The sequence below is a fragment of the Halococcus morrhuae DSM 1307 genome, assembly GCF_000336695.1.
Lineage (GTDB): Archaea > Halobacteriota > Halobacteria > Halobacteriales > Halococcaceae > Halococcus > Halococcus morrhuae.
The window spans coordinates 11,942-37,957 of the sequence record NZ_AOMC01000109.1 but is presented as its reverse complement, the minus strand read 5'-3'; the positions used below and the strand labels follow the sequence as shown (position 1 = coordinate 37,957).

27 protein-coding genes and 1 tRNA gene are annotated in these 26,016 nt (G+C 64.5%); 9 read left to right on the top strand and 19 right to left on the bottom strand.

What is annotated here, in order from left to right; translation table 11 throughout:
• Positions 1–100: 100 nt before the first annotated feature.
• Positions 101–1,837: an excinuclease ABC subunit C gene (locus C448_RS08590; RefSeq protein ID WP_004053936.1), complete on the top strand. Its 1,737-nt coding sequence runs from the start codon at positions 101–103 to the stop codon at positions 1,835–1,837.
• Between the two features lie 32 nt (positions 1,838–1,869).
• Here the strand turns inward: C448_RS08590 and C448_RS08585 are convergent, their stop codons facing one another.
• The 4 genes from C448_RS08585 to C448_RS08570 form a co-directional block, all read right to left on the bottom strand.
• Positions 1,870–2,079, bottom strand: a complete 210-nt coding sequence (locus tag C448_RS08585; RefSeq protein ID WP_004053934.1) for a hypothetical protein — start codon at positions 2,077–2,079, stop codon at positions 1,870–1,872.
• 129 nt (positions 2,080–2,208) lie between these two features.
• A complete protein-coding gene (locus tag C448_RS08580) occupies positions 2,209–2,622 on the bottom strand; it encodes an acyl-CoA thioesterase (RefSeq protein ID WP_394294947.1) in 414 nt (137 codons plus the stop codon).
• 116 nt (positions 2,623–2,738) lie between these two features.
• On the bottom strand, positions 2,739–3,734 hold the full coding sequence (locus C448_RS08575; protein ID WP_004053930.1) for a ribonucleotide-diphosphate reductase subunit beta: 996 nt from the start codon (positions 3,732–3,734) through the stop codon (positions 2,739–2,741).
• A complete protein-coding gene (locus C448_RS08570; protein WP_004053928.1) occupies positions 3,734–6,166 on the bottom strand; it encodes a ribonucleoside-diphosphate reductase subunit alpha in 2,433 nt (810 codons plus the stop codon). The genes C448_RS08575 and C448_RS08570 overlap by 1 nt, the downstream gene beginning before the upstream one ends.
• A 223-nt stretch (positions 6,167–6,389) precedes the next feature.
• Here C448_RS08570 and C448_RS08565 point away from each other — a divergent pair, with 223 nt between their 5' ends.
• The gene (locus tag C448_RS08565) at positions 6,390–6,611 is read left to right on the top strand and encodes a hypothetical protein (protein ID WP_004053926.1); all 222 of its coding nucleotides are present in this window, start codon (positions 6,390–6,392) and stop codon (positions 6,609–6,611) included.
• Here the strand turns inward: C448_RS08565 and uvrB are convergent.
• From uvrB to C448_RS08545, 4 genes are all read right to left on the bottom strand, one after another.
• Positions 6,608–8,677: an excinuclease ABC subunit UvrB gene (gene uvrB, locus C448_RS08560; RefSeq protein ID WP_004053925.1), complete on the bottom strand. Its 2,070-nt coding sequence runs from the start codon at positions 8,675–8,677 to the stop codon at positions 6,608–6,610. The two genes, C448_RS08565 and uvrB, sit on opposite strands and share 4 nt — an antisense overlap.
• Before the next feature lie 76 nt (positions 8,678–8,753).
• The gene (locus C448_RS08555; RefSeq protein ID WP_004053923.1) at positions 8,754–9,164 is read right to left on the bottom strand and encodes a hypothetical protein; all 411 of its coding nucleotides are present in this window, start codon (positions 9,162–9,164) and stop codon (positions 8,754–8,756) included.
• 127 nt (positions 9,165–9,291) lie between these two features.
• Positions 9,292–10,179 carry a sulfurtransferase gene (locus C448_RS08550; protein ID WP_004053921.1) on the bottom strand — a complete coding sequence of 296 codons (888 nt, stop codon included), beginning with the start codon at positions 10,177–10,179 and terminating at the stop codon, positions 9,292–9,294.
• A gap of 245 nt (positions 10,180–10,424) precedes the next feature.
• Positions 10,425–11,102, bottom strand: coding sequence for a class I SAM-dependent methyltransferase (locus tag C448_RS08545; protein WP_004053919.1), 678 nt, complete (start codon positions 11,100–11,102; stop codon positions 10,425–10,427).
• Between the two features lie 97 nt (positions 11,103–11,199).
• Between C448_RS08545 and C448_RS08540 the strand changes: the two genes are divergently transcribed.
• Positions 11,200–11,625: a DUF2391 family protein gene (locus C448_RS08540; RefSeq protein WP_049916197.1), complete on the top strand. Its 426-nt coding sequence runs from the start codon at positions 11,200–11,202 to the stop codon at positions 11,623–11,625.
• 57 nt (positions 11,626–11,682) lie between these two features.
• Entirely contained in the window at positions 11,683–12,261 is a 579-nt protein-coding gene (locus tag C448_RS08535; RefSeq protein ID WP_004053915.1) for a DUF7090 family protein, read from the top strand.
• On the opposite strand, the gene C448_RS08530 is transcribed toward C448_RS08535, so the two are convergent.
• The 5 genes from C448_RS08530 to C448_RS08515 all read right to left on the bottom strand — a co-directional run bounded on the left by C448_RS08530 (position 12,258) and on the right by C448_RS08515 (position 14,983).
• On the bottom strand, positions 12,258–13,037 hold the full coding sequence (locus tag C448_RS08530) for a DUF7089 family protein (RefSeq protein WP_004053913.1): 780 nt from the start codon (positions 13,035–13,037) through the stop codon (positions 12,258–12,260). The two genes, C448_RS08535 and C448_RS08530, sit on opposite strands and share 4 nt — an antisense overlap.
• Positions 13,038–13,127 carry a hypothetical protein gene (locus C448_RS17225; protein WP_440707803.1) on the bottom strand — a complete coding sequence of 30 codons (90 nt, stop codon included), beginning with the start codon at positions 13,125–13,127 and terminating at the stop codon, positions 13,038–13,040.
• 83 nt (positions 13,128–13,210) lie between these two features.
• Positions 13,211–13,879, bottom strand: coding sequence for an OapC/ArvC family zinc-ribbon domain-containing protein (locus C448_RS08525; protein ID WP_004053911.1), 669 nt, complete (start codon positions 13,877–13,879; stop codon positions 13,211–13,213).
• Positions 13,880–13,949: 70 nt separating this feature from the next.
• Complete coding sequence (locus C448_RS08520) at positions 13,950–14,351, bottom strand: DUF2073 domain-containing protein (protein ID WP_004053909.1); 402 nt, start codon at positions 14,349–14,351, stop codon at positions 13,950–13,952.
• Positions 14,351–14,983 (bottom strand): Era-like GTP-binding protein, encoded by a 633-nt coding sequence (locus C448_RS08515; RefSeq protein WP_004053908.1) that lies wholly within the window; start codon positions 14,981–14,983, stop codon positions 14,351–14,353. Before C448_RS08515 ends, C448_RS08520 begins: the two co-directional genes overlap by 1 nt.
• An 813-nt stretch (positions 14,984–15,796) precedes the next feature.
• Between C448_RS08515 and C448_RS08510 the strand changes: the two genes are divergently transcribed.
• Complete coding sequence (locus C448_RS08510) at positions 15,797–17,566, top strand: Cdc6/Cdc18 family protein (protein WP_004053905.1); 1,770 nt, start codon at positions 15,797–15,799, stop codon at positions 17,564–17,566.
• Between the two features lie 9 nt (positions 17,567–17,575).
• Here C448_RS08510 and C448_RS08505 read toward each other — a convergent pair whose 3' ends face one another.
• Positions 17,576–18,538 carry a S24/S26 family peptidase gene (locus C448_RS08505; protein ID WP_004053894.1) on the bottom strand — a complete coding sequence of 321 codons (963 nt, stop codon included), beginning with the start codon at positions 18,536–18,538 and terminating at the stop codon, positions 17,576–17,578.
• 84 nt (positions 18,539–18,622) lie between these two features.
• Here C448_RS08505 and C448_RS08500 point away from each other — a divergent pair, with 84 nt between their 5' ends.
• Complete coding sequence (locus tag C448_RS08500; RefSeq protein ID WP_004053892.1) at positions 18,623–20,173, top strand: DNA-directed DNA polymerase II small subunit; 1,551 nt, start codon at positions 18,623–18,625, stop codon at positions 20,171–20,173.
• A gap of 26 nt (positions 20,174–20,199) precedes the next feature.
• On the opposite strand, the gene C448_RS08495 is transcribed toward C448_RS08500, so the two are convergent.
• From C448_RS08495 to C448_RS08485, 3 genes are all read right to left on the bottom strand, one after another.
• A complete protein-coding gene (locus C448_RS08495) occupies positions 20,200–20,550 on the bottom strand; it encodes a hypothetical protein (RefSeq protein WP_004053890.1) in 351 nt (116 codons plus the stop codon).
• A gap of 1 nt (position 20,551) precedes the next feature.
• Positions 20,552–20,929 (bottom strand): hypothetical protein, encoded by a 378-nt coding sequence (locus tag C448_RS08490; protein ID WP_004053888.1) that lies wholly within the window; start codon positions 20,927–20,929, stop codon positions 20,552–20,554.
• 260 nt (positions 20,930–21,189) lie between these two features.
• Positions 21,190–21,573 (bottom strand): hypothetical protein, encoded by a 384-nt coding sequence (locus tag C448_RS08485; protein ID WP_004053886.1) that lies wholly within the window; start codon positions 21,571–21,573, stop codon positions 21,190–21,192.
• 154 nt (positions 21,574–21,727) lie between these two features.
• On the opposite strand from C448_RS08485, the gene C448_RS08480 reads away from it, so the two are divergent.
• A complete protein-coding gene (locus C448_RS08480) occupies positions 21,728–22,906 on the top strand; it encodes an aspartate kinase (RefSeq protein ID WP_004053885.1) in 1,179 nt (392 codons plus the stop codon).
• On the opposite strand, the gene C448_RS08475 is transcribed toward C448_RS08480, so the two are convergent.
• Together C448_RS08475 and C448_RS08470 are read right to left on the bottom strand one after the other, a co-directional pair.
• Entirely contained in the window at positions 22,903–23,562 is a 660-nt protein-coding gene (locus C448_RS08475; protein WP_004053884.1) for a metallophosphoesterase family protein, read from the bottom strand. The two genes, C448_RS08480 and C448_RS08475, sit on opposite strands and share 4 nt — an antisense overlap.
• 25 nt (positions 23,563–23,587) lie before the next feature.
• Positions 23,588–24,160, bottom strand: coding sequence for an IMP cyclohydrolase (locus C448_RS08470; RefSeq protein WP_004053883.1), 573 nt, complete (start codon positions 24,158–24,160; stop codon positions 23,588–23,590).
• 90 nt (positions 24,161–24,250) lie between these two features.
• Here C448_RS08470 and C448_RS08465 point away from each other — a divergent pair.
• Positions 24,251–24,323, top strand: a tRNA-Gln gene (locus tag C448_RS08465).
• Positions 24,324–24,721: 398 nt separating this feature from the next.
• The gene (locus C448_RS08460) at positions 24,722–26,011 is read left to right on the top strand and encodes an MFS transporter (RefSeq protein WP_049916195.1); all 1,290 of its coding nucleotides are present in this window, start codon (positions 24,722–24,724) and stop codon (positions 26,009–26,011) included.
• Positions 26,012–26,016 lie beyond the last annotated feature (5 nt).

Genomic DNA, 26,016 nt, shown 5'->3' with positions numbered 1-26,016 from the left:
GACGTATCGTGATTACCGTCACGGAGCCGTGAACGCGGTCGGTGCGGGCGATGACGTTCTGATCGACAGTATCAAACGCCTCGCGTGCCTTCGGTAGTCGATGGACGCAGCGCACGTCCGCGAGCACGCCGGCGAGCTCCCACGCGAACCTGGCGTCTATCAGTTCCAGGAGGGCGAGACGACGCTCTACGTGGGGAAGGCCGTCGATATCCGCGAACGGGTGCGCTCGTACGCCGACCCGCGCTCGCGGCGCATCGCGAGGATGGTCGAACGCGCCGAGGAGATCGAATGTGCGGTGACGGACACCGAAACACAGGCGCTCCTGCTCGAAGCGAACCTGATCAAACGCCATCAGCCACGCTACAACGTCCGCCTGAAGGACGACAAGTCCTATCCACTCGTCCAGCTCACCGATCACGAGTTCCCGCGCATCGAGATCACGCGCGACCCCAACCCCGGGGCCGTGGCGTTCGGTCCCTACACCGAGCGCGGGCGCGTCGAGACCGTCGTGAAGGCGCTTCGGGAGACCTACGGCGTACGGGGCTGCTCCGATCACAAGTTCGCCGGGCGCGATCGGCCCTGTCTCGATCACGATCTCGGGCTCTGCACCGCACCGTGTACCGGCGAGATCGGGAGTGAGGAGTACATCGCCGACGTCGAGTCCGTCGAGCGCTTTTTCGAGGGGAGCCCGGGACTGCTCGCCGACCCGCTGCGCCGCGAGATGGAGCGCGCCACAGAGGAGCAGAATTTCGAGCGGGCCGCGAACCTGCGCGACAAGCTTCAGGTCGTGGAATCGTTCCACGAGGGCGGCGGCGAGGCCGTATCGGCCCAAACCAACGAGGAGTGGGTCGACGTGCTCGGTGCGGTCGTCGAGGGCGAGCGCGCGACGGTCGCCAGATTACACAGCGAGGGCGGCCAGCTCGTCGAGCGCGATCGCCACACGCTCTCGGTGCCCGACGACGGCGAGGAGGGTGTGGGGAGCGTTCTCGCCGCGTTCATCGTCCAGTATTACGCCGAGCGCTCGCTGCCCGACGCACTGTTGCTCTCCGAACGGTTCACCGACGACGAACTCGACGATTGGCTCGACGACGAGAGTGTTGCGGTGCGCGTTCCCGGCGCGGGGCGCGAAGCGACCCTCGTGGAGCTGGCGCTCAAAAACGCCCGCCGCGGGCGCGGAAAGGCCGACGGAACGGCGGCGCTCGCCGAACGTCTCGGCATCGGGCGCGCCAACAGGATCGAGGGGTTCGACGTGAGCCACGCGCAGGGCCGGGCCGCCGTCGGCAGCGACGTGACGTTCGTTGACGGCAGTCCCGAGAAATCCGACTACCGACGGAAGAAGCTGCAAGACGAGAACGACGACTACGCCAACATGCATGCGCTCGTGGCGTGGCGCGCGCGCCGAGCAGTCGAAGGGCAGGACGACAGATCGGAGCCCGATCTGCTGCTCATCGACGGCGGTGAAGGGCAGTTGAACGCCGCATGCGATGCGCTCTCCGAAGTCGGCTGGGACGTGCCGGCGATCGGGCTGGCGAAGGCCGAAGAGCGCGTCGTCACCCCCGATGGGAGTTTCGCGTGGCCCGACGACGCACCCGAGCGCCACCTGCTCCAGCGCGTGCGCGACGAATCCCATCGGTTCGCGGTCCAGTACCACCAGACCCTGCGCGACGAGGTGTCGACCGTTCTCGACGACGTTCCCGGTATCGGCCCGCAGACCAGAAAACGCCTGCTCCGGCGCTTTGGCAGCATCGATGGGGTGCGCGCGGCCTCGCCCGACGAACTCCAGTCGGTGTCGGGCGTCGGCGAGAAGACCGCCACGACGATCCAGGGGCGACTCTGAGTTCGCGACGTTACGGACTGTGGACGGTCACGTCACCGAAATTCTCGACCGTAGAGTCGACCGAGAGTGATGACGGCGATCCCGATACAGATCAGCCCGGCCAGAAAGCCGATCGTGGGTCCCAGGGTCACGCCGGCACCGATGAGTGCGACGAGAAAGACGAGCATGTCCAGCTGTGAGCGAGTCTCGAACGCGGACTCGGAGGGTGTGTCTTCGACTTCTAACGAAGATGGATCCATCATGGTTACAGAGTTGTTTTTCGTGATAAGTTAAACTTCTGCCTTCATCGAAACGATCATACAATCACCGATCGAATTCGTAGAGCGATCTTGAGAAGGTTCGAAACGGCCGAAAAGCTGTGTCTGCGGGAACTACCCGGTGCGCTCGTGGCGATCTTGATGCTGTTCCAGGGCACGCTCGCGGAGCGCGTGCTGGTGATCGTTCGCGCAGGCGAGGTCGGGCACCGGTCGTGTGCCGTGCGAACCGTCGACGGCGACGAACGTGAAAAACGAGGTCGTCGTCTCGCGGAGCTCGTCGGCCGCCGGGTGCTCGGCCGTGACGGTGACTTTCACGTCCATGCTCGTCCGCCCCGTCGCGAAGACGTAGCCCGAGAGCGTGACGATCTCGCCCTGTTCGATCGGTGCGAGGAACTCGACACCCTCCATCGCGGCGGTGACGGTCAGCCCGCCCGAGAACCGCCGCGAGGCGATCGCTGCGCAGATGTCCATCCAGTGGAGCACCCGCCCGCCGAGCGCGCGTCCCAGATTGTTGGTGTCGGTCGGCATCAGGATCTCGCTCGTCTCCGTGTACGATTCGCCGAGAGTCACTTCGCCGGCGTTCCGGTCGTCAACGCTCTCGTCGGCGATCGTGCGGTCGGCCGCGGCGTTCGCTTCGGCCACGCTCACCACTCCAGCGAGCCGCCAGTGCGGTACTCCGTCACCTGGGTCTCGAAGAAGTTCTTCTCCTTGTTGAGATCGGCGGCCTCCGAGAGCCACGGGAACGGGTTGTCGGTCCCGTACTCGGGGTCGAGATCGAGCTGGCCGAGCCGGCGGTCAGCGACGTACTCGACGTAGTCGGCGAACTGGTCGGGGCCCATCCCGAGGATCTCGTTGGGGCAGGCCTTGCGGGCGTAGCGACGTTCGAGATCGACGGCCTCGGTAACGAGCTCACGGACCTCCCGACCGAAGTCGGCGGTCCACGCGCCGGTTTCCGTACGGATGGCGTCGATGAGATCGACGCCGAATCCCAGATGGAGCGACTCGTCGCGCATGATGTACTCGAACTGCTGGCCGACGCCGGTCATCTTCCCCTGACGTTTGAGTCCGAGCATCATCGCGAAGCCGGCGTAGAAGAAGATCCCTTCCATGATGACGTAAAAGCCGATCAGATCGCGCATGAACGCTCGAACGTCCTCCTGACTCTGGATCTCGAAGTCGTCGCGGTCGATCACTCTGGTGAGATCGACCACGAACTCGTCCTTGTCCTCGATGGCAGGAATGCGGTCGTACATCCCGTAGAGGTAGTCCGGGTCGAAGCCCAGGCTGTCACAGCAGTAGATGAACGTGTCCGTGTGGACGGCCTCCTCGTAGGCCTGGCGGAGAAGATACTGGCGACACTCGGGGGCGGTGACGTGGTCGTAGACCGCGAGCACGATGTTGTTCGCGGTCAGCGATTCCGCGGTCGAGAAGAAGCCGAGGTTCCACTCGACGAGCTGGCGCTCGGCGTCGCTGAGTTCGCCCTCCGACCACTGTCGGACGTCCTCGCCCATCGGGATCTCCTCGGGCGTCCAGTTGTTCGCCACGCCGTCGCGGTAGTATTCGCGTGCCCATTCGTAGTCGATCGGCAGGATCTTGTTCGGGTCGTGTCCGTCTGCGTCGGTGGTATACGTGATCGGCATTACTGGCAAGCCTCGCAGGTCGGGTCCTCGACCGTCGGAAGGTCGGTTTCGTCGTCGCTGTCTCCGTCGTCAGTATCCTCGTCCTCGACATCGCGCGTCTGCGTCCGGCCGTACTCGGCCATGTCGATGGTGGATTTCTCGAACTGGCTCGCGCCCAACGTCCGGAGATAGTAGGTCGTCTTCAGGCCGAGTTCCCAGGCCGTTCGGTAGACGTCGTCGAGCAGCGAGCCGTCCGTCGAGGGGAAGAAGACGTTGACCGACTGGCTTTGATCGAGCCAAATCCCCCTGTGAGCGGCGAGTTCGAGCTGGTGGCGCGGGTCGATCTCGAACGCGCCGCGGTGGCGCTCACGGATCGCCTCGGGGATGGCGTCGATCTCCTGGATCGAGCCGTCGTGATATTTGATCCGATCGAGCATCTCCTCATCCCAGAGATCGTGCTCGTCGAGATCGGCGACGAGGCGGTCGTTGACGACCGTGAACTCACCGCTCATGTTCGACTTGACGTAGAGGTTGGAGTAGCGCGGCTCGATCGAGGGGGTGGTACCGGCGATCGTCGAGATCGTCGCCGTCGGTGCGATCGCCATCGTGTTCGAGTTGCGCATCCCGTGTTCGGCGACGTGCTCGCGAACTGGTTCCCAATCGAGACGTTCGGTCACGTCGATCGGGATCTCGCGGTCGCGTTCGGCCTCCAGCAGCGGGACGGTGTCCTGTGGGAAGAGATCGCGGTCCCACTTCGAACCCTCGTAGGAGTCGTAGGGGCCACGTTCCGCGGCGAGGCGCGAGGAGTTGAGGATGGCGTGATAGGAGTGGAACTCCGTGATGCGGTCGGCGAAGTCGATGGCCTCCGCGCTCGCCATCGGGATCTCCTGTTCGATCAGCGCCTCGTGGAATCCCATCATCCCGAGACCGATCGGTCGATGGCGGGTGTTCGAGCGCTCGGCGCGGTCGGTGGGGTAGAAGTTGAGATCCACCACGTTGTCGAGCATCCGCATCGCCGTCTCGATCGTGTCGGCGAGGCGTTCGCGGTCGATCCCGTCCGCGTCGACGTGGCGAGCGAGGTTTACCGAGCCGAGATTGCAGACCGCGGTCTCCTCGTCGGAGGTGTTGAGCGTGATCTCGGTACAGAGGTTCGAGGAGTTGACGACGCCCGCGTGATCCTGGGGCGAGCGGACGTTACAGGCGTCCTTGAACGTGAGCCAGGGATGGCCGGTCTCGAACAGGCGGGTGAGCATCGTCCGCCAGAGCTCCGTGGCGTCGCGGCGCTCGTACTGATCGATCTCGCCCTCGTCGGCCCGTCGTTCGTACTCCCGGTACCGTTGCTCGAATTCCTCGCCGTAGGTTCCGTGGAGATCGGGCGTCGCGTCGGGCGAGAACAGCGTCCATCGCTCGTCGTTCTCGACGCGCTTCATGAACAGGTCGGGCACCCACGCCGCGGTGTTCATCTCGTGGGTGCGCCGGCGCTCGTCGCCCGTGTTGCGCTTCAGATCCAGGAAGGCGGGGAAATCGAGATGCCACGGTTCGAGGTAGGCACACGCCGCGCCACGGCGCTTTCCCGATCGGTTGATCGCCGCGGTCACGTCGTTCGAGATGTTGAGGAAGGGTACCGTGCCCGTGGATTCGACGCCCGTCGAGGAGATTCGTGCGCCCGCCGCCCGGACGTTCGTCCAGTCGTTGCCGAGTCCGCCGGACCACTTCGAGAGCTTCGCGTGGGCCTTGTACGAATCGAAGATCCCCTCTAAGTCGTCGGGCACGGTCGTGAGATAGCACGAGGAGAGCTGCGGATGTGTCGTGCCCGCGTGGAACAGCGTCGGCGTCGAGAAGACAAAGCGGAGGGTGGAGAGCTGGTCGTAGAACTCCTTCGCGCGTGCGAGGCGCTCGTCTGCGGGTTCGGCGAGCGCGATACCCATCGCGACGCGCATCCAGAACGCCTGCGGGAGTTCGATCGGCTCGTCGTCGATGGTGAGGAAGTAGCGCTGGGCGAGCGTCGTCATCGCCATGTGTTCGAGTCGGTCGTCGCGCGCGGGATCGAGATGGTCGGCGAGTGCGTCGAGATCGAACTCGCCCATTCGCTCGTCGAGGAGATCCACTTCGATGCCACGCTCGATACCCGCACGGAATGTCTCGCGATAGCCCGTTTCGGGGACCCCCTCCGGACCGGGCTCTTCGCCGGTGACATCGCGGTAGTGCTGGTGGCGGAACACTGCGGCGGCGAGCCGTTTGTACCGCGGTTCGCGCTCGATGCGGGCGGTCAGCACCCCGATGAGTGCCTCGCGAGCCTCCGCGTCGGTCGCGCCCGCGTAGAGGTCGCGTTCGGTCGCGGTGACGACGTCCGCGGCAGCGCTCTCGGTGATGATCTCCTCCCCGTCCGGGCGCGCTCGATCGAGCGCCCGGCGAACGACGTCCGTCTGGGTGGCCTGTGCTCCTTCGCTCATGGTGTGGCTAGCTGTCGGCACATAGTTGTGACTCGCTGTCGATCGCTGTCCGGCGATTCCCGTCGGACGGAAACCGCGTCCGTACCGAACGGGCACGCGGAACTCGCATAAACCTTTCCAATGCTACTTTCAGTAATACAACTGAGATTGTTTTTGATCCCCGGCCGGTGATCGTCGTTGCGCCAAAGAGATATGCACACGGCAATCGAAGGTCGAACCAACGATGTCCGATCGGAAGGGCTACCGACTCGGCGTGGCGGTCGTCTTCCTGCTCGTCTTCGCCGTCTCGTCGGGTATCATGATCGTCGCGGGCTATGGCGTCGTTGCGATCGACACGCCGTTCCTCGCGAGCGCCGTCGTCGTCGCTCTACTCTCGCTGTACGGGTTTTACGAGATGCTGACTGGGTTCGTCGAGAACGGATCGACGGAGCGGACGACCGGTTAGAACTCGGCTTCCGGCGGTACGTCTTCTTCGGGTGGAACGCCACCCTTGCTTTCGAGCTCGAACTCGTCACGGAGTTCGCGGATGCGGTCACGGATGTCCGCCGCGAGCTCGAACTCCAGGTTGCCGGCAGCCTCGTCCATCCGGTCTTCGAGGTCGGTGACGAGCTCTCTGGCCCCTTCGGCCGAGTCGGGTTCGAGGGTGGCCGTCCCGCCGGTGTCGGTCTCCGATCCGGGGAGGTTCGTCTCGCCGACCTCCTTCTCGATCGTTCGTGGCTCGAAACCGTGCTCGGCGTTGTATTCCTGCTGGATCTCGCGGCGGCGCTGGGTCTCGTCGATCGCCGACTCCATCGAGTCGGTCACGTCGTCGGCGTAGAGCACGACCTCGCCGTTGACATTTCTCGCTGCGCGACCCATCGTCTGGACGAGCGTGGTCTCGGATCGGAGGAACCCCTCCTGGTCGGCGTCGAGGATCGCCACCAAGGATACTTCGGGAATATCGAGGCCCTCACGGAGCAGGTTGATGCCCACGAGTACGTCGAACTCGCCGAGTCGGAGCCCGCGAACGAGTTCGTGGCGTTCGAGCGTATCGGTCTCGTCGTGCATGTACTCGACGGCGATGCCGGCCTCTTCGAGGTACTCGGTGAGGTCCTCGGCCATCCGCTTGGTGAGCGTCGTGACGAGGATTCGCTCGTCGCGCTCGATGCGTCCGTCGATCCGTTCCAGGAGATTATCGATCTGGCCGTCCACGGGGGAGATCTCGACGGCGGGGTCGACGAGATGAGTGGGACGAACGATCTGCTCGACGATCTGTTCGGAATGCTCGCGCTCGTAGTCGGAGGGCGTCGCGCTGACGTAGAGGGTCTGGCCGGTCTTTTCAGCGAACTCGGGCTGGCGGAGCGGACGGTTGTCGTAGGCCGTTGGCAGGCGGAATCCGTTGCCCACGAGCGAGTCCTTGCGGGATTTGTCGCCCGCGAACTGGCCCCTGATCTGGGGCACGGTCTGATGGGATTCGTCGATGACAGTCAGAAAGTCGTCGGGGAAGTAGTCCAGGAGGGTGAACGGCGCGTCGCCCGAATCGCGATCGGAGAGATGCACCGAGTAGTTCTCGATCCCCGAGCAGTAGCCCGTCTCGCGCAGCATTTCGAGATCGAAGGTGGTGCGCTCCTCGATGCGCTGGGCGGCGACGAGATCGCCCTCGCGCTCGAAGTAGGAGACCCGTTCGTCCATCAGCTCCTCGATCTCCTCGATGGCCGTATCGAGGCGGTTCTCGGGGATCGAGTAGTGTTCCGCCGGGTGGACGAGGATGGCTGGCTCCTCGCTTTTGACCTCGCCCGCCAGTGGATCGAGTTTCGTGAGGCGGTCGATCTCGTCACCCCAGAACTCCACGCGGACGGCGTACCGCCCGTACATCGGGAAGATCTCGACCGTATCGCCCCGGACCCGAAACGTGCCCTGGGTGAAGTCGACGTCGTTGCGTTCGTAGTTCAGATCGACGAGCCCCTTGAGCAGTTCGTCGCGGTCGATCTCCTGACCGACTTCCAGTTCGAGGCTCATGTCGATGTAGTTTCGCGGGTCGCCGAGCCCGTAGATCGCGGAGACGGAGGCGACCACGATCACGTCGTCGCGAGTGAGCAGCGAGCGCGTCGCCGAGTGTCGCAGCCTGTCGATCTCGTCGTTGATCGAGGCGTCCTTGTCGATGTAGGTGTCGCTGGACTCGACGTAGGCCTCGGGCTGGTAGTAGTCGTAGTAGGAGACGAAATACTCGACGGCGTTGTCCGGGAAGAGATTACGGAACTCCTCGTAGAGCTGTGCCGCCAGCGTCTTGTTGTGCGCGATGACGAGGGTTGGTTTCTGGATCTCCTCGACGAGCCACGAGACGGTGTTGGTCTTGCCCGAGCCCGTGACACCGAGCAGGGTCTGGGCGTCCATCCCCTGCTCGAACCCCGCCGCGAGCTGTTCGATGGCTTCGGGCTGGTCGCCCGCGGGATCGAACGGTGCCTCGACGCGAAACGGGATCTCTTTTCCTGGGCGGTCCGGCTGGAGCGGGCCGGACTGGGTGTCGCTCATTATGGATTGAAGGGGCTGAAGCCACTTGACGCGCTCGCTCGGGGCGAATCAGTCATCCGTTCGACGTGTGGAGCGATCAGGGAGTTCCGACGTACCGATGACGACGATAGAGGTAGAACAGCGCAACAGGCATGGTAACGGCGTAAACGACGACGGTAAACAGCGCACCGAGATGGAGCAGCCCGACGAGACCGTACAGATACTGATTCGGTCGCCAATCGAAATCACCTCGGTTGACCGCACGAGCGTCCATGAACAGACTGATGGTGAATATCGGTGCACTCGTCCATGTTGCGACCACGAAAACGAACGTTCCGAGGAGAAAGAGGAGCGATTCGATGCCGTGAGGAACGAGCTGGCTTGGGTCAGTCCCGGGCACGACAGCGGTTGTCAATCTGACGCCTGCCCACCCGATCCAGACGAGCAGTAACAGTACGAGCGTCGCGGCGATTCCGTACCACCACCGCGAGGAAAACGATTCGGTCACGTCGCTACCGATCTCTGCGCAAAAAATAAGTGTTGCTACGGCTACCCGAGTCAGTTGTGCTGACCTTCGCCCTGCTTTGCGGCTCTTGGCTGCTCGCTGCTCCGCTATGAGGCGGGATTCGTGGTGCTTACTCCGCCTCGCCCTTCTCGATGGGCGAGCGGATGATGTTGCCCCACTCGGTCCAGGAGCCGTCGTAGTTCTGTACGTCGTCGAAGCCGAGGAGTTCGACGAGCGCGAACCACGCGATCGAGGAGCGCTCGCCGACCCGGCAGTAGGTGACGACCGACTGATCCTCGGTGATGCCCGCATCGGCGTAGAGCTCGCTGAGCTCGTCGGCGGTCTTGAAGGTGCCGTCGTCGTTGAGCACCGTGGCGGTCGGGACGTTGCTCGCACCCGGGATGTGGCCGCCGCGCTGGGCGGTCTCCTGGAGCCCCTCGGGCGCGATGATCTCGCCGCTGAATTCCTCGGGCGAGCGCACGTCGACCATCGGCAGCCCACCCTCGACGGCCTGCTCGACGTCCTGACGGTACGCGCGGATGCTCTCGAACGGACCGCGTGCAGAGTAGTCCTGACTCGGGAAATCGGGCTCCTCGTCGGTGAGCGGGTAGTCGTTCGCGACCCAGTAGTCCTTCCCGCCGTTCAGCACGCGGACGTCCTCGTGACCGTAGTATTTGAACTGCCAGTAGGCGAACAGCGCGAACCAGTTGGGAACGCGGCCGCCGCCGTAGAAGACGACTGTACTGTCCTCGGAGACGCCCGCCGCGCCCATCGTCTCCTCGAAGCTGTCCTTCGAGAGGATGTCGCGGGTCGTCCGGTCGGTGAAGTCCTCCTCCCAGTCGAGGAAGACCGCGCCGGGGGCGTGACCCTCCTCGTAGGCGGTGTACTCCGAATCGGCGGTCACAGTCGGATTGTTCACTTCGAGCAGTCGATAGTCGGGATCGTCGCTCTGGAACTCGTCGAGATGCTCGTCGACCCAGTCGGCCGAAACGAGCACGTCGTTCGCGTAGTCACTCATGGCCGCTTGCGACTACGATGCGGGGGCATATATTACCGATACATTCGGCAGGTTCCGCCACTACTGCGCACTTTGCGGAGTTTGTTGCCCCTTTCATCCGGGTTGGACTGGTTCCACGGAGCCGGAACGGGGGCGAGGGCGGCGTTGCTTCGACTGGAGACGAGAAAGGAGGACACCGTTGCTGGTATCGGCAGGAGGGAGGGGGAGGGAAGGGAAGGGATCGATCCAGCGATGTCGGGAACGACTCAGGGGACGACGCCGACGGTCAGCAGCGTCCCGAAGGTGCGATAGCGTTCGACCATCGCCTCGCGGGTCGCGAACTCGTCGGTCGGGAACTCGCTTTCGGCCGGGATCTCGGTCTCGCGGTCGGGGATGGTGTCCTGGGCGGCGACGTGAAAGCCCGCCGCGCGGAACGCGTCGCGGTACTCGTCCATGTCCCAGCGAGTCATCTCGACGGAGATGGAGTCCTGCCAGTCGTGGCTGTGGACGTTCTCCTCGTAGTAGTTGACAGCGCAGTAGAACGTGCCGCCCGGGCGGAGCGTGCGCCGGAGCTCGGCGAGTGCCTCGTGCGGATCGGTGGCGTAGTAGAACGCCTCCATCGAGAAGGCGTGATCGAAAGCGTCGTCGGCGAACGGGAGGTGATCGAAATCGCCGACGAGAAATCCGATGCTGTCCGAATCGGTGTACGAGCGCGCATTTTGGGCCATCTCGGGCGAGCCGTCGAGCCCACAGACGAGCGCGCCGGTCGTGTCGTTGATCGCGCGGCCGGCGTAGCCGCTGCCGGTGCCGAGATCGAGCACGCGATCGCCCGCCTCGACGGGCATGCGCGCGAGGGCGTGTTTGGCAGTATGCCAGTGGCGATCCTCCATCCCACGGTCGCGTCCTTCAGTAGCCCACGCGTCGAACTCCTCTCTGACGGTCATATCGGGGGAAGCGGTGCCGAGGTGAAAACCCGTTCGGGCCACCGGGCCAACCCCGCCCGAGCGCAGGCGTCTTGTTCGCCGGCGGCGAGCGGTCGACATGACGAGATGGAGACCCCACTTCCAGGTGGCTGACATCGCCCAGCAGGTCGTCGGCGGCTTCCTGCTCGCCGGGCCGTTCGTCGTCACCGAGGAGGTCTGGACGCTCGCGACGAACATGGAGACGCTCAACGCCGTGCTGACCGTCGCCGTCGTCCTCGCCATCGGCTACGGCGCACTCTACAAGGCCGACGACGAGCGCAACCCCGACGACGAGCGCGCCGTCGCCGGGGTGCCGGTACGGTTCGTTTCGCTGATGGCCGTCTCCTTCGGTTCGGTGGTGATTCTCGCGGTGGTGTTCGACGCGCCGGAGACGTTTCTCGGATCGATGGCACCGATGGAACGGTTCGTGACGACGCTGCGGGCGGTGTCGATCGGGGCGATGTTCAGCGTCGTCGGCGCGGCCACCGCCGACAGCGTCTTCTGACAGTCCGGCCGTCTGGCGTGTCGCAGGGATTAAGATGCCTGCCGCCGCGCTTCGGGCATGGATTATGCGCTCGCGGTCGAGGATACCCCCGAGACGATTTCTGGCGGAACCGGCGTCCTCTTGATACATCCGAGCACCGGCGAAACCGATCGGATCGACACCGACTTCCTCAACACCGACACCGACAACCTGCTCGTGATCTCGACGCGGACGACCGCCCGCGAGGTCGAACAGAAGCTCGAACACTACGACGTCGATCGCGAGAAGGCGACGATCCTCGACACGCTGAGCATCGAACGCGGCTACTCGCGACGCTCCGGCGAGGGCGTCCACTACGTCGCCGCACCGGACGACGTCGACGGCATCGTCGATACCGTCGCGGAGTTTCTGGAGGAGAACGACGGCAAGCTCCGCGTGAGCCTCGATTCGGTCACGGAGATGGCCTACTACGCCGACGAGGAACGCGCCCGCGAGACCGTCGCAGCACTGCTCGAACTGCTCGCCGAACACGACGCCGTCGGCCTGTTCCATCTCGCCGAGGAAGTCCACGAGGAATCGGTCGTCGAGGAGTACCGAGAGCTGTTCGATGGCATCATCTCGCTCGACGTCGACGGCGAGGTGCGCGGCGAGTTCTAATCGAGTTCGGCGAAGGTCTTTTCGGCCCACTCGATAGCGTAGTCGGGACCGTACTCGCGGTAGGCACGGGTGTCGAGCGCGCCGAAGGGAGTTGGGATGTCGAGGTCGTGTTTGACGGCGCTACAGGCGAGTTCGGCGGCCGCCGCGAAGGAGGTCTCGCCGGTGGCGATCTCGCTCGGCAGTTCCGTGAGTCGGGGCACGAGGCGCTCGCCCGCATCGACCCACGCGGCGTGGAGATCGGGGTGCTCGTCGTCCCAATCGGCGAAGACATCGCGGGTCGCACGACCGAGGTAGGCGCCGTAGAGTGCGGCGGCGAGCTGATAGGTGCCCGCCGGGGCGAGCGAGGTTGCTTCGTCGAGATCGCGGTAGCGCTCGCCGAAGAAGCCGAGGAACTGTTCGGGCTCGTCGAGCCCGATCTCGACGAGTGCTTCGGCGATCAGGAACTCGATGAACGGCTCGGGCGAGCCCGCCAGACGTGGTTTGACCAGTACTGTGGCCGGCACGGTCTGGGTGGTCCACGCGACACCGCCGTCGCCGGGCATACCGATCGTGAACGAGTCACTTGCGTAGTTCGCGAGGATCTCGGGCGCGTCGGCCGGCAGCCACTCGGCGGGGTAGGTGACTGGATCGAGCGACTCACAGAGCGGGCCAAGCGACTCGGCGACCGCCGGATCGAGCGTCTCGAAGTCCCGTTCGGTGTCGAGAACGAGTGCATCGGGGGCGTGCTCGTCGCGGACCGCCGCGAGATCGTCTGAGAGGGCTCGGCGGTCGAACATCTACGTGAGCGCGAGCGCGACGATGATCCCCACGGCGAGCAGCGCGGAGAGCCCGACCGTTCCCAGCACGATTTTGGTTGCCTGACTCATGGGGAGTTGCTTCTCGCGGCCCCCTGTTAAGTGCTTCAATTGTCGTGGCCCGCCGGACGGCTCGGTCGCCGATTTCCTCGTGGTCACTCGCCGTGCCAGGAACCGGGCACGTCGATCACGTACTGGCCGTCCTCCTGGAGGGCGATGATGAACTCCTCGCGGTTGTACAGCTCCATCAGATTGAGCTCGTACTGGCCGGGTTCGAGGATCTTGATGCTCTCGAACTGATCGTCGAGCTCCCGGCGGAGTGCCGCCATCTCCGCGTCATCCGCACCGTCGGTGTCGCTGGCATCGCTGTCGTCGGCGGGATCGGTGGGGTCGGCGGAAGGGTCCGTTTCGCCTGCGGAGAGGGTGGCGGAATCGTCGCTGGCAGCTATGTCGTCGGTTCCGGGGGCCGCACCCGCGGCGAGGTCGTCCGGCGACGCCACGTCGCTGCGGGCGTCCGCCTGTGCGCCGTCCTCGGTTTCGACTGCAGCGGGGGTGTCGGAGCCGTCGGGTGGCGATCCGTCGGACGATGCGTCGGCCGGCCCATCGGCGGCCGGCGGTGGCTGTGCGGCTGCTGGATCGTCGGGAGCGTGTTCCGTGGCTGCTGCGTCGGTGCTTTCGTCCGCCGACTGGGCGGCGCTCGCCTCGCGCGCGTCGGCCGCCGGTTCGAATTTGAACTTGTTGCCGCCACAGTCCGGACAGCCCGACAGCATCTCCTTCGAGCCGTCGGGGAACGTGTGGCCACACTCCGTACACTGATGGGGCATTAGCGGGACGTGGCCGCCGAGTGCAAAGAGGGCGTCGGCGGCGTTGCAGGGGAAACGACGGTCGATGCGGTCACGTGCGGGTGACGAGTGCCGAGATGAGCGTCTCGTCCTTGTGGAGCGTTTCGAGGCGGTTGGCCGGCCCGATGACGGTGAGTTTCGTCTCTGTCTCGCGGCCCATCAGCCGATCGAAGAACCCACCGCTCGACTTCGACGAGCCGGGATAGGTCTCGATCTCGATGCCGGTGAACTCGTCGGGGCTGATCTCGGTCATCGTCACCTCGATGAGCTTCGACTCCTCCTCGGGATCGAGCCCCTCCTCCAGGATGACGATGTTGCCGTCGTGGACGCTGTCGAGGATCAGACGGATCTTCTCCATGCTCGCGAGCTGGTCCATTCGCTCGCCGCTGATCATGTCCAACTGGACGCCGCTGCCGTCGGCGTCGCCGGCGCTGGAGTCGTCTGCTTCGGACATCAGCCGAAATACTCCGCGATTTTCTCGTAGACCTCGTCCATGTTCTCGCCCTCCAGCGCCGACAGCGGGACCGTCTCGTGCTGGGGGAAGGCGTTCGTGATGCGCTGGATGCTCGCGTCCTCGAGATCGATCTTGTTGGCGAAGATGAGGACGGGGAGATCCTGGCTCTCGATGATGCCGACAAGCATCGTATTTACTTGGGTGAAAGGGTCCTCGGCGGAGTCGAGCACGTAGATGACGCCGTCGACGTCCTCGCGCAGCCAGTGCATCGCCTCGGCGACGCCCTCGGTGGCCTCGCGCGAGCGGCGCACGGCGTCGTCCTTCTCCATGTCGTGTTCGATGAACTCCTCGTAGTCGACTTTGGTTGCGACGCCGGGCGTGTCGACGATATCGATGTTCACCGACTTGCCGTTGCGCTCGATCTCGATGTCCTCCTTCCGGCGAGCGCGGCGCGTCTCGTGGGGGATGTGACTCTCCGGCCCCACGGCGTCGCCGGTCCAATCGCGTGCGATGCGGTTCGCGAGCGTCGTCTTACCGGCGTTCGGCGGCCCGTAGATACCGATACGCCGCTGTTTCTGCCCGCTCGAAAAGAGGTTCGAGATGCTGTTTCTGAGTCCTGCGAGTAGTCCCATTATTCTCTCCCACCCGCCCGCCGGGCGAATCCGGGCGTACAACGATATCGCATACACTTAAACCCACGTCAGACACGTATCAGGCTTGTTGATTCGACCGAACGTCCGTCCTGTCCCGAGCTCGCCACAGTCCGATCGACGGTTGTCCTCGCCGTACCGATCGTCGATCAATCGTTCGCCGTGTCTTCCTCTACGTTCGAAGTATGGTATACTAGCACATTCTTTCGCACCCCCACCCCTTCGTTTCGAGTGGAACGGAGATGGGGCGGTGTGTGGCGAGGTGGGTTTCGTGGGATGAAGCAGCGAAAGAAGCCACGATGGGACGATGAACCATCTAGGATATGTCATGAACGGCCGAACGGTCGCCGAGATCACTAGAGGAGTAAAAGGGTGTCGTCTCTAGAGTGTTTTCTCTACCCCTCGGGTGCTGTTCTCAGCATCTTTACTTAATAGTTTCCCAATCTAGACGCTCCTCTCGTCCCCCACCCCCCCCTCTCAGCCGTTCCACCTGAAACGAAGGGGTGGGGGGGGGTGGTGAACTGGTATGACTATTATCATCACTGTCCTCGACGATCCGTTTCGTCTGATCGAATTGCAACCGTTGTTCGTTTCCGCCCCGCTGCCGCCCGAATCAACAAATTAATATATACCCAACCTCTGGTTCCGCTGCACGATTAACAGAGCAGACCAACGCACACCATCGTCCTATATCGACGTAGCTGCCTTCTCTCCGGGATATACGCCATCCTTTGCTGGTGTGCGGGCACTCCTCCATCCGAAAGGAAGGGGTCAGAACACGGGAACCGAACGGCAATGACAGGAAACGACCGACCATCCGACGACCGAACCGCCGACGATTCGTCGGCACCGCCAGATAGCGCTGATTCCGACGATATCACGAGTGCTGATGATCGCATCAGTGCTGACGATGACGTCGATGCCGACGACACCGTCGGTACCGATGACGCCGTCGATACTGACGACGGTGTCTCGACGGAGCCGACCACCGGCCGGGCAACCGTCTCGACCGATACCGACGGTGATGGCGATGTACCGAACAGTGACGACGCGACAGACGAGACAGACGCTACCGACACTACCGATACCGACGCACCCGCGGACGCGGACGAATCGCGAACCGACGCCGCACCGGGGCTGTTCGACGACCTCCTCAGCGGCGAACCGATCTTCGAGAACAAGGATGTCCTCAGACCCTCGTACACGCCCGAACGGCTCCCCCATCGCAACGAACAGATCAACAACATGGCGACGGTGCTCGTCGGCGCGCTCCGCGGCGAAACCCCATCGAACATCCTGATCTATGGGAAAACCGGCACGGGCAAGACCGCGAGCGCGAAGTTCGTCAGCAACGAACTCGAAACCACCTCACAGAAGTATACCGTCCCCTGCGAGGTCGAATACATCAACTGCGAGGTGACGGATACTCAGTATCGCGTGCTCGCCCAGCTCGCGAACACGTTCATCGACGCCAACGAACGACACATCGAGGAGCGACTCGCCGACCTCCGCGATCTCGCCGAGCGCGCCCGCTCCGATCCAGGGGTGCTCGACGATCCCGACGTCGTCGATCCTGACGATGCCGAACCCGACGCCACCGACTCCCCTGCCGTCGAGTTCGACTCCGTCGACGGGATCGAACGCCGGATCGAGCAGCTCGAAGCCGATCTCGACGAGTTCGAACCCGTGCCGATGACCGGTTGGCCGACCGATCGCGTCTACTCCACCTTCTTCGAGGCGGTCGATTACCACGAGCGCGTCGTCGTCATCATGCTCGACGAGATCGACAAGCTCGTCGAGAAGAGCGGCGACGACACGCTCTACAACCTCTCTCGGATGAACTCCGAACTGGAGAACTCGCGGGTCTCGATTCTCGGCATCTCGAACGATCTCAAGTTCACCGAGTTCCTCGATCCGCGGGTCAAATCCTCCCTCGGCGAGGAGGAGATCGTCTTCCCGCCGTACGACGCGACCCAGCTCCGGGACATCCTCTCGGCGCGTGCGGACATCGCCTTCGTCGAGAACGCTCTCTCGGAGGACGTCATCCCGCTCTGTGCTGCGTTCGCCGCTCAGGAACACGGCGATGCTCGGCGCGCGCTCGATCTCCTCCGCACTGCCGGCGAACTCGCCGAGCGCGGCCAGACCGAGCGCGTCGGCGAGGACCACGTCCGCGATGCCCAGGAGAAGATCGAGCTCGACAGGGTCGTGGAGGTCGTCCGCACTCTCCCCACCCAGTCGAAGGTCGTCCTCTTCGCCGTGATCCTGCTCGAACGCAACGGCGCACAGAACATCAACACCGGCGAGGTCTACAACATCTACCGCCGGCTCTGCGAGGAGATCGACGCCGACGTGCTGACCCAGCGCCGCGTCACCGATCTCATCTCCGAACTCGACATGCTCGGCATCGTCAACGCGGTCGTCGTCTCGAAGGGAAGATACGGTCGCACCAAGGAGATGAACCTCTCCGTCCCGATCGACGACACCGAAGCCGTCCTCACGAGCGACTCTCGACTCGGCGATATCGAGGACGTCCAACCGTTCGTCCAGGCACGCTTCGACAGCTAATTCGTCTTTTCAGCCACCGAGCGTACTGTTTTCAACTCCAATACCAGTTCCGACTCCGACGGCGGTGGAATTCACCTGCCAACTGGTGGCTCCGGCGGAACTCTCGGGTGCAGCGGCATTCGCGGCCGAGACGGAACCCGCAGGTGAAGCGAGATCACCGGTCCCGACCGTCCCGAACAGCAGCCGGATCTGACCGAGCCACGGGATCCTGAGCTCGGCGGTCCCGGTGACCCAGTCGGATTTGACGGGGCTGCTGATCGGTCCGTCGCCGGTGTCTACCTGATCGTAGAGCCCGTTGTTGTCGCCCTTGGTGACGAACCCGGCGTGGGGAGCCGGACAGTTCGCCAGCTCCTCGCAGCTGTCGGCCCCGCCGAGATACTCCTCGTTGGCCTCGTCGAACCAGTTCTCGCTGTCGTTCACCCAGAAGCGCGCGCGGTGGATGATCGGCGTCTTCTGCGTACTGCCGTCGGGCTGGTAGACGATGACGTCACCGTACTCGCTGAACTCCTTGTAGTCGGCGGCAGCGCCCGCCTGATAGGGCACGACACCGGTCCCGTTGTAGGCCGCCCCGCCGGGGAAGCGATGCTCCTCCATCAGGAAGACGAGATCGCCACGCTCCATGTGGGGCTCCATGCTCGGACTCTCGATGGCGACCATCGGTGGCCAGAGCCCGCTGATCGCGAACAGGAGGAGGCCGACGATCGCCACGACCGCGACGCTCGAAAGCACCTCGCGGACGAACGCAACCCACTCCTCGTCGGTGTTCATGAACCAGCGCACGCGCGCAAGCGGTCCCCCTCCGGCCGAATCACCCGTATTTGGATCGTCTCCACCGGAAACGCTCCCATCGTCACGGGCCCCGGTTTCGTCTCCAGGGTTCGCGCTGCTGTCGGTCGTTTCGTCCGTTCCGGAGTCGGGTTCCCGGTCGTCCCAGCGTCCGGGCCACCCCTCGTCACCGTCTCCGGAATCCATTGACACCCATACCGCCGGCGGTCGTTTCAACGTTTCCTTCCCACCTCCGCTATCCTTTTGGTTCCCGCCGTGAAATCCGTCTCCGTGCCGCGTTCGAGCTCCGTCCGCATCGTCACCGAACTCGCCAGCCGCGGCTACAACGCCGAGCGCGAGGCCGTCACGCTCATCGCCGGGGCGAACGATCCCGAGCGCGCCATCGAGCGCGTCATCGAGTCGGTCCCCGACGACGCGCTCACGCTCTCGGCCGAGCACGTCCGACGGAGCATCGACACGAACGACGCCACGACAGCGACTCACAACCCCTCTGTTTCGGGTGGAAACCACGACATGCAATCCGAAACCGAACCCACTGCTCCAGTCGAAACGAAGGGGTCGGGGGATGCCGATGGGGGAGCCACCGGCCGGTCGGAGCGCTCGGTCGATCCCGAGCTCCGATCGCTGGCCATCGCGGGCGACATCACGGGGCGGTCGACCGGGACGGGCGAGTACGCCGACTTCGTGCGGACCTTCCGCGATCGCTACGAACGGCTCTCGAAACTGCTTCGCTCGCGGATCAACCACCGTCCCACCGAGGCCGTCGAGGCGATGGCCGGCGGCAGCGACGCCGCCATCGTCGGGATGATCTCCGACATCCGCTCGACGGCCAACGGCCACTGGCTGGTCGAACTCGAGGACACCACCGGCACCTTCCCGTGTCTCATCATGAAGGATCGCGATCTCGCGAGCGTCGTCGACGAACTCCTGCTCGACGAGGTCATTGCGGTCGAGGGCACGCTTGCGGGCGACGGTGGCATCCTGTTCGTCGACGATCTCCACTTCCCTGACGTTCCGCGCACGTACACGCCCTCGACGGCCGACCGCCACGTCCGCGCGGCGCTCATCTCGGACGTCCACGTCGGCAGCCAGGAGTTCGCCGCCGACGCGTGGTCGGCGTTCGCCGACTGGCTCCACACCGAGGAGGCGAGTGCCGTCGAGTATCTCCTCGTCGCGGGCGACATGGTCGAGGGTGTGGGCGTCTATCCGAACCAGGACGAGGAGCTCGACATCGTCGACATCTACGAGCAGTACGAGCAGTTTGCGGAGTATCTCAAGGAGGTGCCCGGCGACATGGAGATCCTCCTGATCCCGGGCAACCACGACGCCGTCCGCCTCGCCGAGCCCCAGCCCGGGTTCGACGACGACCTCAGGGAGATCATGGACGTCCACGACGCGCGCATCTCGGGCAACCCCTCGACGGTGACGATCGAGGGCGTCTCGATCCTGATGTACCACGGCGTGAGCCTCGACGAGGTCATCGCCGAACTCCCGGAGGAGAAGGCCAGCTACGACGAGCCGCACAAACCGATGTACCAGCTCCTCAAGAAGCGTCACGTCGCCCCGCAGTACGGCGGTCACACGCGCATCGCACCCGAGGAACGCGATTATCTCGTGATGGAGGAGGTACCCGATATCTTCCACACCGGCCACGTCCACAAACTCGGCTACGGCAAGTACCACAACGTGCTCGCGCTCAACTCGGGCTGCTGGCAGGAACAGACGAGCTTCCAGCAGAGCGTCAACATCGATCCCGACGTGGGCTACGCACCGATCGTCGATCTCGACACGCTCGATCTGACGATCCAGAAGTTCTACTGAGCGGGCGTTTCCGTCTTACGGCCGACTCATTCATCCAGTCCGATGTAGCTACCCACCTCGGTGACGAGCTCGTCCACGAACCGATTCGTCACGCTTCCGATGACGTACTCGATCGTTTCGATTCGTGGTGAGACGATGGCCCACGGGTACGCATGATTCCGCTGTGGAAGGGTGCCGTGTGTCCAGTTTTGCTCGGTGATTTCGAGCGCGTGTGGCCGCGGTGTGGTCGAAACGGCGGTGGCGATCCATTGCTCGCCGGAAAACGGGTGCGTTTCGTCGTTCAAAACGACGAATGGGCGCTCCGTATCGGCTGCGCGCTTGAACGGGTCGGCCGCCCAGAGAACGTGACCGCGACCGATTCCGGCTGCGTCGTCCATCTCACTCCCCGTCCGATCGACTCTCGCCCGATTGATTCCCAACCGGCGTCGCGTTCGCCAGCCATGCCTCCCGGTCGAACGGCTCCTCGTCGTCGACGGCGAGCGTTTCCAGCAGATCGTGCAGCCCCTCAGCGGCCCGGAGCCGCTCTTGATCGTCGGTGATGGCCCAGTACCGCTCGCGATGGCGCACGAGATCCCGATTCTTCAACCGCGTGAGCGCGCTGCCGACGGCGTTCGGTGCGGCATCGATGGCGGCCGCGATCTCGCCGCGCGTGAACGCTTTGTCGTCGTTCGCAGCGAGATAGGTGATGACCCGCTCGCCGATCGACGGTTCGCCGAGACGGTCGTCGTGCTCGAACGCAGCGATATCGATGGGCATGCCTGTCGTGCGTACGGTACGGATCGGTATAGCTGTGCTGATCGTGCTACCATTGACTCGACTTCGTCTCCTGTTTCCGGTATCCCTCCCCTCGCCTTTCTCGGTCGGCACCACGCTCCATCGTCCGTCGAAATATTGTTCCATCCGAAACGGTCCAGCGTCTCTCCGTCCTTTCAGCACGACGAAAAAATCCACCGGACGGAAACGGCTCGACCCAACTGTCCTCGCTTCGCAGAGCGTGGCACTCGTTTACGCAACCCCTACGTTTCGAGTCGAAACTTCACCGTCGGTGCGCCGTCGAAGCGCGGCCCCGGGCCGACCTCCCGGAAGCCGGCGTCCGTCGCGGCGCGCCTGAGTTCCTCTCGCGACGCCTCGACGAGCAGTTCGGCGGCCATCCCCTCGCTCCGCGCGAACCGTGCCGGTTCGTCGAGCAGGCGCTCGACGGCTTCCGGCTGGCCGTCGAACTGGGTGACGTGGACCGCGTCGCGGCGGGCATCGAAACTCACGAACCCGACGAGATCGTCGTCTTCTGCCGCCACGCGCACGGTTCTGTCGTGAACCAGATTTCGCATCGTCTCCGCCGGCGCGTCGCCGAGCGCGGCCAGCCGTCCGGCGTCGGCTTCGACGGCATCGCGCACCTCCATGCCTCGCCGTCGGGATGCAGGCAGTTAAACCCTCGACCGGCCGATCGCGCCCGAAACGTCACGATGGAATGGATGAAAGCAGTTATCCCCGGGCGATACCAGCGCTACCCATGCACGTCACTCTCACGCGGCGGTATCGCCGATGGAGGCAGGGATGCGCGTCGTAGCGAAGTTCGGCGGGACGAGTCTCGGCAGCGGCGATCGGATCAACCGCGCCGCCGACTCGATCGCGGCTGCCGTCGAGGCCGGCCACGAGATCGCCGTCGTCGTCAGCGCGATGGGCTCGACGACCGACAGCCTCCTCGACGGGATCCAGTTCGACGTCGCCGAGAGCGACAAGGCCGAGATCGTCAGCATGGGCGAGCGCACCTCCGCCCGGATGGTCAAGGCCGCCCTCTCGGCGCGCGGCGTCGACGCCGCGTTCGTCGAACCCGGCGGCGAGCACTGGCCGGTCATCACCGATTCCCACGGCGAGGTCGACGTCGAGGAGACGACCCGCCGTGCACAGGCGCTCGCCGATCGCATGGGCGAGGTCGTCCCGGTCCTGACGGGCTTTCTCGCCGAGGATCACGCCGGCTCGGTCACCACTCTCGGCCGCGGTGGCAGCGATACGACCGCCGTCATGCTCGGCAACTACATGGACGCCGAGGAGGTCGTCATCGTCACCGACGTCGAGGGTGTGATGACCGGCGATCCCCGGGTCGTCGAAGGGGCCAGAAACGTCGGCGAGATCAGCGTCGACGAGCTCCGCAACCTCTCCTTCCGCGGGGCGGAGGTCATCGCGCCGAGCGCACTCAACTACAAGGAACCGGAACTCGGGGTCCGAGTCGTCCACTACCAGCACGGCGACCTGCTCCAGGGTGGGACCAGCATCGAGGGCACCTTCGAGACGCTCATCGACCTCCAGGAGACGCCACTGTCCTGTCTCACGGTCGCCGGGCGGGCGATCAGAAATCGGCCGGGCATTCTCGCGGCGCTCTCGGGCGCGCTCGGCGACGTCGGGATCAACATCGACGCGGCGGCGAGCGGTCTCGACTCGATCACGTTCTATCTCTACACCGAGGACGCGACGGAGGCCGAGACGGTGCTCCACGAGCGCGTCATCGACGAGGACGCCCTGTCGAGCGTGACCGTCGACGACGATTTCGCCGCGATCCGGGTCTCGGGCGGCGAGCTTCCGACTCAATCGGGCGTCGTTCAGGGGATGATCGAGACGCTCGCCGACGAGCACGTCACCGCCCACGACGTCATCACGAGCGCGACCTCGGTGGCGGTGTTCGTCGACTGGGACGACCGCGAGCGCGCGCTGTCGATCGTTCAGGACACCTTTTAGCGACCCTTCCGCAGCCGACTCCCGATCTGTTCCGGCAGTCCCGCCTCACTCACCGCGCGTTCGACGCACTCGATGTCGTACTCGACGCGATGCTCGTCGACGCTCATCCCATCGAGATCCAGGGTTGCGTAGGCCGCCCGCGGGTCGCCGTCGCGCGGCTGGCCGACGCCGCCCGGGTTCAGGACGATCCCGCCGTCGTAGGATTCGTGATGCTGGACGTGTGTGTGGCCGAGCACGAGCACGTCCTCGTCGCCGAGCATGTCCGCGGCGAACATGTCGGGATAGGTGTAGCGGTCCGGATCCTCGGGATGGCCGTGGACGATCTTCACTCGTCCGTCGAACTCCGTGCGCTCGTCGGGGAGCCCGGCGAGCCACGCCAGCTGCTCGTCGTTGAGCTGCTCGCGGGCGTACGCGACGCCGGCCCCGGCCATGCTGTTGAACGAGAAACTCGTTCCGGTCGCCACCGCGCGGTCGTGGTTGCCCATCACGGTCGGCACCCCGCGCTCGCGGAGTGCGTCGACGCACGCGCCGGGCCACGGGTTGTAGCCGACCACGTCGCCGGCACAGACCAGCGCGTCAACCGGCGGCATGTCGTCGAGAACGGCGTCGAGTGCGACCCGGTTTCCGTGAATATCCGCGATGACACCGACGATCATGCCCCGGTTACGACCCCGCCCGCCTTCAATCGCCGTTCTCGATGGCCGTCTCGAACCCCTCGTCCGTCCGCGCGACGCCGGCCGCACAGACCGCGTGCTCGAAATCGGCGTCGTAGACCGTGCTCGCGGCCCCGGCGGCGCTCTCGACCGCGATATCCGTCGCTTCCGGATCGTCCTTCTCGTAGGTCGCCACCAGCGTCGGCTCCGTCACTTGCTCCACGACGAGCCCGTCGCGTCGGACCGTCCCGACGAAACTTTCCGGGCCGACGACGCCGGCGATGCGCGGGGTGTCGTAGTCGTCCTTCTCGAAATCGAGTGCCAACAGGGAGAGCGCGATCGCGTCGCGGGCGGGATAGCCGAGCGCGAGTTTCTCGGCGATCGGATCGGTGTGCGAACCGTTGCCGACGACGACCCGATCGTCGACCGGTCGTACGCAGTTGTAGGAGACGTAGGGGTTATCCGTCTCGTCGGCCGCGTCGGTCGGCACCACGGTGAGGCGGTCGTCGCGCTCGATGATCTTCCGGTTCGGGAACGATCGCGAGGAGACGCGGTACGCGCCGGTCTCGGGGCCGATGACGAGGAATCGTCCGACGTACATGGCGACCCTCCTCCTCTCGGCAGCAAGTAACTGGCGGTCGTCGATCGAACGCGCAACGCTTAGGTGGGTCGGCGAGATAGGTAGGAGCACAGTCCCATGGGGTAGTGGCCAATCCTGAAGCCTTCTGGGGGCTTCGACCCAGGTTCGAATCCTGGTGGGACTACTCCTGTCTCGTTCGAGTGTTCCTTGCTTGTTTCATTCGTTCGAAAGCGGTGCGTTTTTATCGAATTCTTGCATACCTCCTCATGTACGTTCTATGACCGACCGGTTCGCGGTTCGTCCGGTGTTCAATCCTCTCCCGCTCTCCGCCTCGGGACGGGCCCGATAGCCGCAGCACTCGGGCTCGTTTCGCTGCCTCCTCGGTAGCCGTATTTTCTATCGACCACGCACGCATATGCCGATATCCACCGAGTCGCCGGTCAAACGCCGGCACTCGCACGACCGTGTACCGATACACGACCCACGATCGAACCGATCACGTCGATCGCCACAGCATCGACGAGCGGATTCCCTGTCCGCTCTCTCCGCTGCTGTTCCGACGGTTTTCGGGGGTGATCGCCAATGAGCGCCCTTGATCGAGTGTTGTGGCGCAACGCCGACTTCCGGCGCTTTTTCGCCGGGCAGTTCGTCACGAACGCCGGTGACAGCCTCTACACAGTGGCGATGCTCTGGCTTGCTTTCGAGCTGAGTGGCTCGACGTTGGTCACCGGCGCGCTGAACGCGATACTACTGTTGCCGTGGCTGTTGCAGGTGTTTGCCGGCCCGATCGTCGATCGTCTGCGGCTCGAACGCGTCCTCGTCGGGTCGCAGATAATTCAGGGCATCGTCGTACTGATCCTGCCGCTGGTGGCAGCGCTGAACTATCTGCACGTCGGCGTTTTGTTCGCTGTTGCGCCGATATTGATGCTCGCGTCGTTGCTGATGGCACCGATGGAGACGGCGCTGTTGCCTCGTATCGTCGACGACGAGCGCCTCCCTGGGGCGAACGCGGCGCTCTCGACCGTGACGCTCGGACTGGACATGGTGTTCGACGCACTCGGTGGTGGTTTCGTCGCCCTTTTCGGTGCGACGACGCTGTTTCTCGCCGACTCGGCCACGTTCGCCGGTGCCGCGTTGTTGTTCGCCGGCATCAGACTCGGCGTCGCTACACAAACTGACGAGCGCACGAAACCGAGAGCCGAAACAGTCGTCCCAACCGTCCGCTCGGTGCTGCGTTCGTACGTTTCGGATCTCCGGGACGGGGTCAGAATGCTCCGCGGGACGGTGTTCGTCGAACTGATACTGACGACCGCGGTGGCGAACTTCACGACCGGCGTCACACTGGCGATACTGCCGGCGTTTGGCGACGGTCTCGGCGGCCCTGCCGTCTACGGCCTGCTGCTAGGTGCGCTCGGAATCGGCCGACTTGTCGGCTCGCTCGTCGGTCCGTGGTTCGAGGGAGTTCCCTATGGAAGAGTGCTCCTCGTCCATGGGCTGGCTGCCTGCTGCTGGCTCGCTGCGGTTCTCGTATCGTCGCCGGCACTCACCGTCGTCCTGTTCGGTCTTGCATGGGTGCCCGTCGGGATCTCTGGCGTGCTCAGTTCGACGCTGAACCAGCGCGTGTTCCCGGCCGACCTGCTGGGTCGGATTTCGGCGACAAAGGGTACTGCTTCCGGGGCAACGCTTCCGCTCGGCTCACTCATCGGAGGAGCGATCGCCGAGATGTTGGGAACAACGACGACGATGGCGCTGGCCGCCAGCGGCTTCGGGTTCACGGCTGTCTACGTCCTCTTTCGCCCACGACTCCGACGACTTCCCGCTATCGGGACGGCTACACCGGACGACTTCGATGTCGAGGCTGAGGTGGAGTAGACCAG

Excerpts from the sequence above, each read along its gene's own strand:
- C448_RS08580 (WP_394294947.1), bottom strand. The coding sequence starts at position 2,622 with ATGCCGACCGACACCAACAATCTGGGACGCGCGCTCGGCGGGCGGGTG.
- C448_RS08550 (WP_004053921.1), bottom strand. The coding sequence starts at position 10,179 with ATGAGTGACTACGCGAACGACGTGCTCGTTTCGGCCGACTGGGTCGAC.
- C448_RS08575 (WP_004053930.1), bottom strand. The coding sequence starts at position 3,734 with ATGCCGATCACGTATACCACCGACGCAGACGGACACGACCCGAACAAG.
- C448_RS08590 (WP_004053936.1), top strand. The coding sequence starts at position 101 with ATGGACGCAGCGCACGTCCGCGAGCACGCCGGCGAGCTCCCACGCGAA.
- C448_RS08485 (WP_004053886.1), bottom strand. The coding sequence starts at position 21,573 with ATGGAGGTGCGCGATGCCGTCGAAGCCGACGCCGGACGGCTGGCCGCG.
- C448_RS08570 (WP_004053928.1), bottom strand. The coding sequence starts at position 6,166 with ATGAGCGAAGGAGCACAGGCCACCCAGACGGACGTCGTTCGCCGGGCG.
- C448_RS08515 (WP_004053908.1), bottom strand. The coding sequence starts at position 14,983 with ATGGGACTACTCGCAGGACTCAGAAACAGCATCTCGAACCTCTTTTCG.
- C448_RS08540 (WP_049916197.1), top strand. The coding sequence starts at position 11,200 with ATGACGAGATGGAGACCCCACTTCCAGGTGGCTGACATCGCCCAGCAG.
- C448_RS08480 (WP_004053885.1), top strand. The coding sequence starts at position 21,728 with ATGCGCGTCGTAGCGAAGTTCGGCGGGACGAGTCTCGGCAGCGGCGAT.
- C448_RS08530 (WP_004053913.1), bottom strand. The coding sequence starts at position 13,037 with ATGTTCGACCGCCGAGCCCTCTCAGACGATCTCGCGGCGGTCCGCGAC.
- C448_RS08475 (WP_004053884.1), bottom strand. The coding sequence starts at position 23,562 with ATGATCGTCGGTGTCATCGCGGATATTCACGGAAACCGGGTCGCACTC.
- C448_RS17225 (WP_440707803.1), bottom strand. The coding sequence starts at position 13,127 with ATGAGTCAGGCAACCAAAATCGTGCTGGGAACGGTCGGGCTCTCCGCG.
- C448_RS08505 (WP_004053894.1), bottom strand. The coding sequence starts at position 18,538 with ATGGATTCCGGAGACGGTGACGAGGGGTGGCCCGGACGCTGGGACGAC.
- C448_RS08565 (WP_004053926.1), top strand. The coding sequence starts at position 6,390 with ATGTCCGATCGGAAGGGCTACCGACTCGGCGTGGCGGTCGTCTTCCTG.
- C448_RS08510 (WP_004053905.1), top strand. The coding sequence starts at position 15,797 with ATGACAGGAAACGACCGACCATCCGACGACCGAACCGCCGACGATTCG.
- C448_RS08490 (WP_004053888.1), bottom strand. The coding sequence starts at position 20,929 with ATGCCCATCGATATCGCTGCGTTCGAGCACGACGACCGTCTCGGCGAA.
- C448_RS08470 (WP_004053883.1), bottom strand. The coding sequence starts at position 24,160 with ATGTACGTCGGACGATTCCTCGTCATCGGCCCCGAGACCGGCGCGTAC.
- C448_RS08535 (WP_004053915.1), top strand. The coding sequence starts at position 11,683 with ATGGATTATGCGCTCGCGGTCGAGGATACCCCCGAGACGATTTCTGGC.
- C448_RS08460 (WP_049916195.1), top strand. The coding sequence starts at position 24,722 with ATGAGCGCCCTTGATCGAGTGTTGTGGCGCAACGCCGACTTCCGGCGC.
- C448_RS08525 (WP_004053911.1), bottom strand. The coding sequence starts at position 13,879 with ATGCCCCATCAGTGTACGGAGTGTGGCCACACGTTCCCCGACGGCTCG.
- C448_RS08545 (WP_004053919.1), bottom strand. The coding sequence starts at position 11,102 with ATGACCGTCAGAGAGGAGTTCGACGCGTGGGCTACTGAAGGACGCGAC.
- C448_RS08495 (WP_004053890.1), bottom strand. The coding sequence starts at position 20,550 with ATGGACGACGCAGCCGGAATCGGTCGCGGTCACGTTCTCTGGGCGGCC.
- C448_RS08585 (WP_004053934.1), bottom strand. The coding sequence starts at position 2,079 with ATGATGGATCCATCTTCGTTAGAAGTCGAAGACACACCCTCCGAGTCC.
- C448_RS08520 (WP_004053909.1), bottom strand. The coding sequence starts at position 14,351 with ATGTCCGAAGCAGACGACTCCAGCGCCGGCGACGCCGACGGCAGCGGC.
- uvrB (WP_004053925.1), bottom strand. The coding sequence starts at position 8,677 with ATGAGCGACACCCAGTCCGGCCCGCTCCAGCCGGACCGCCCAGGAAAA.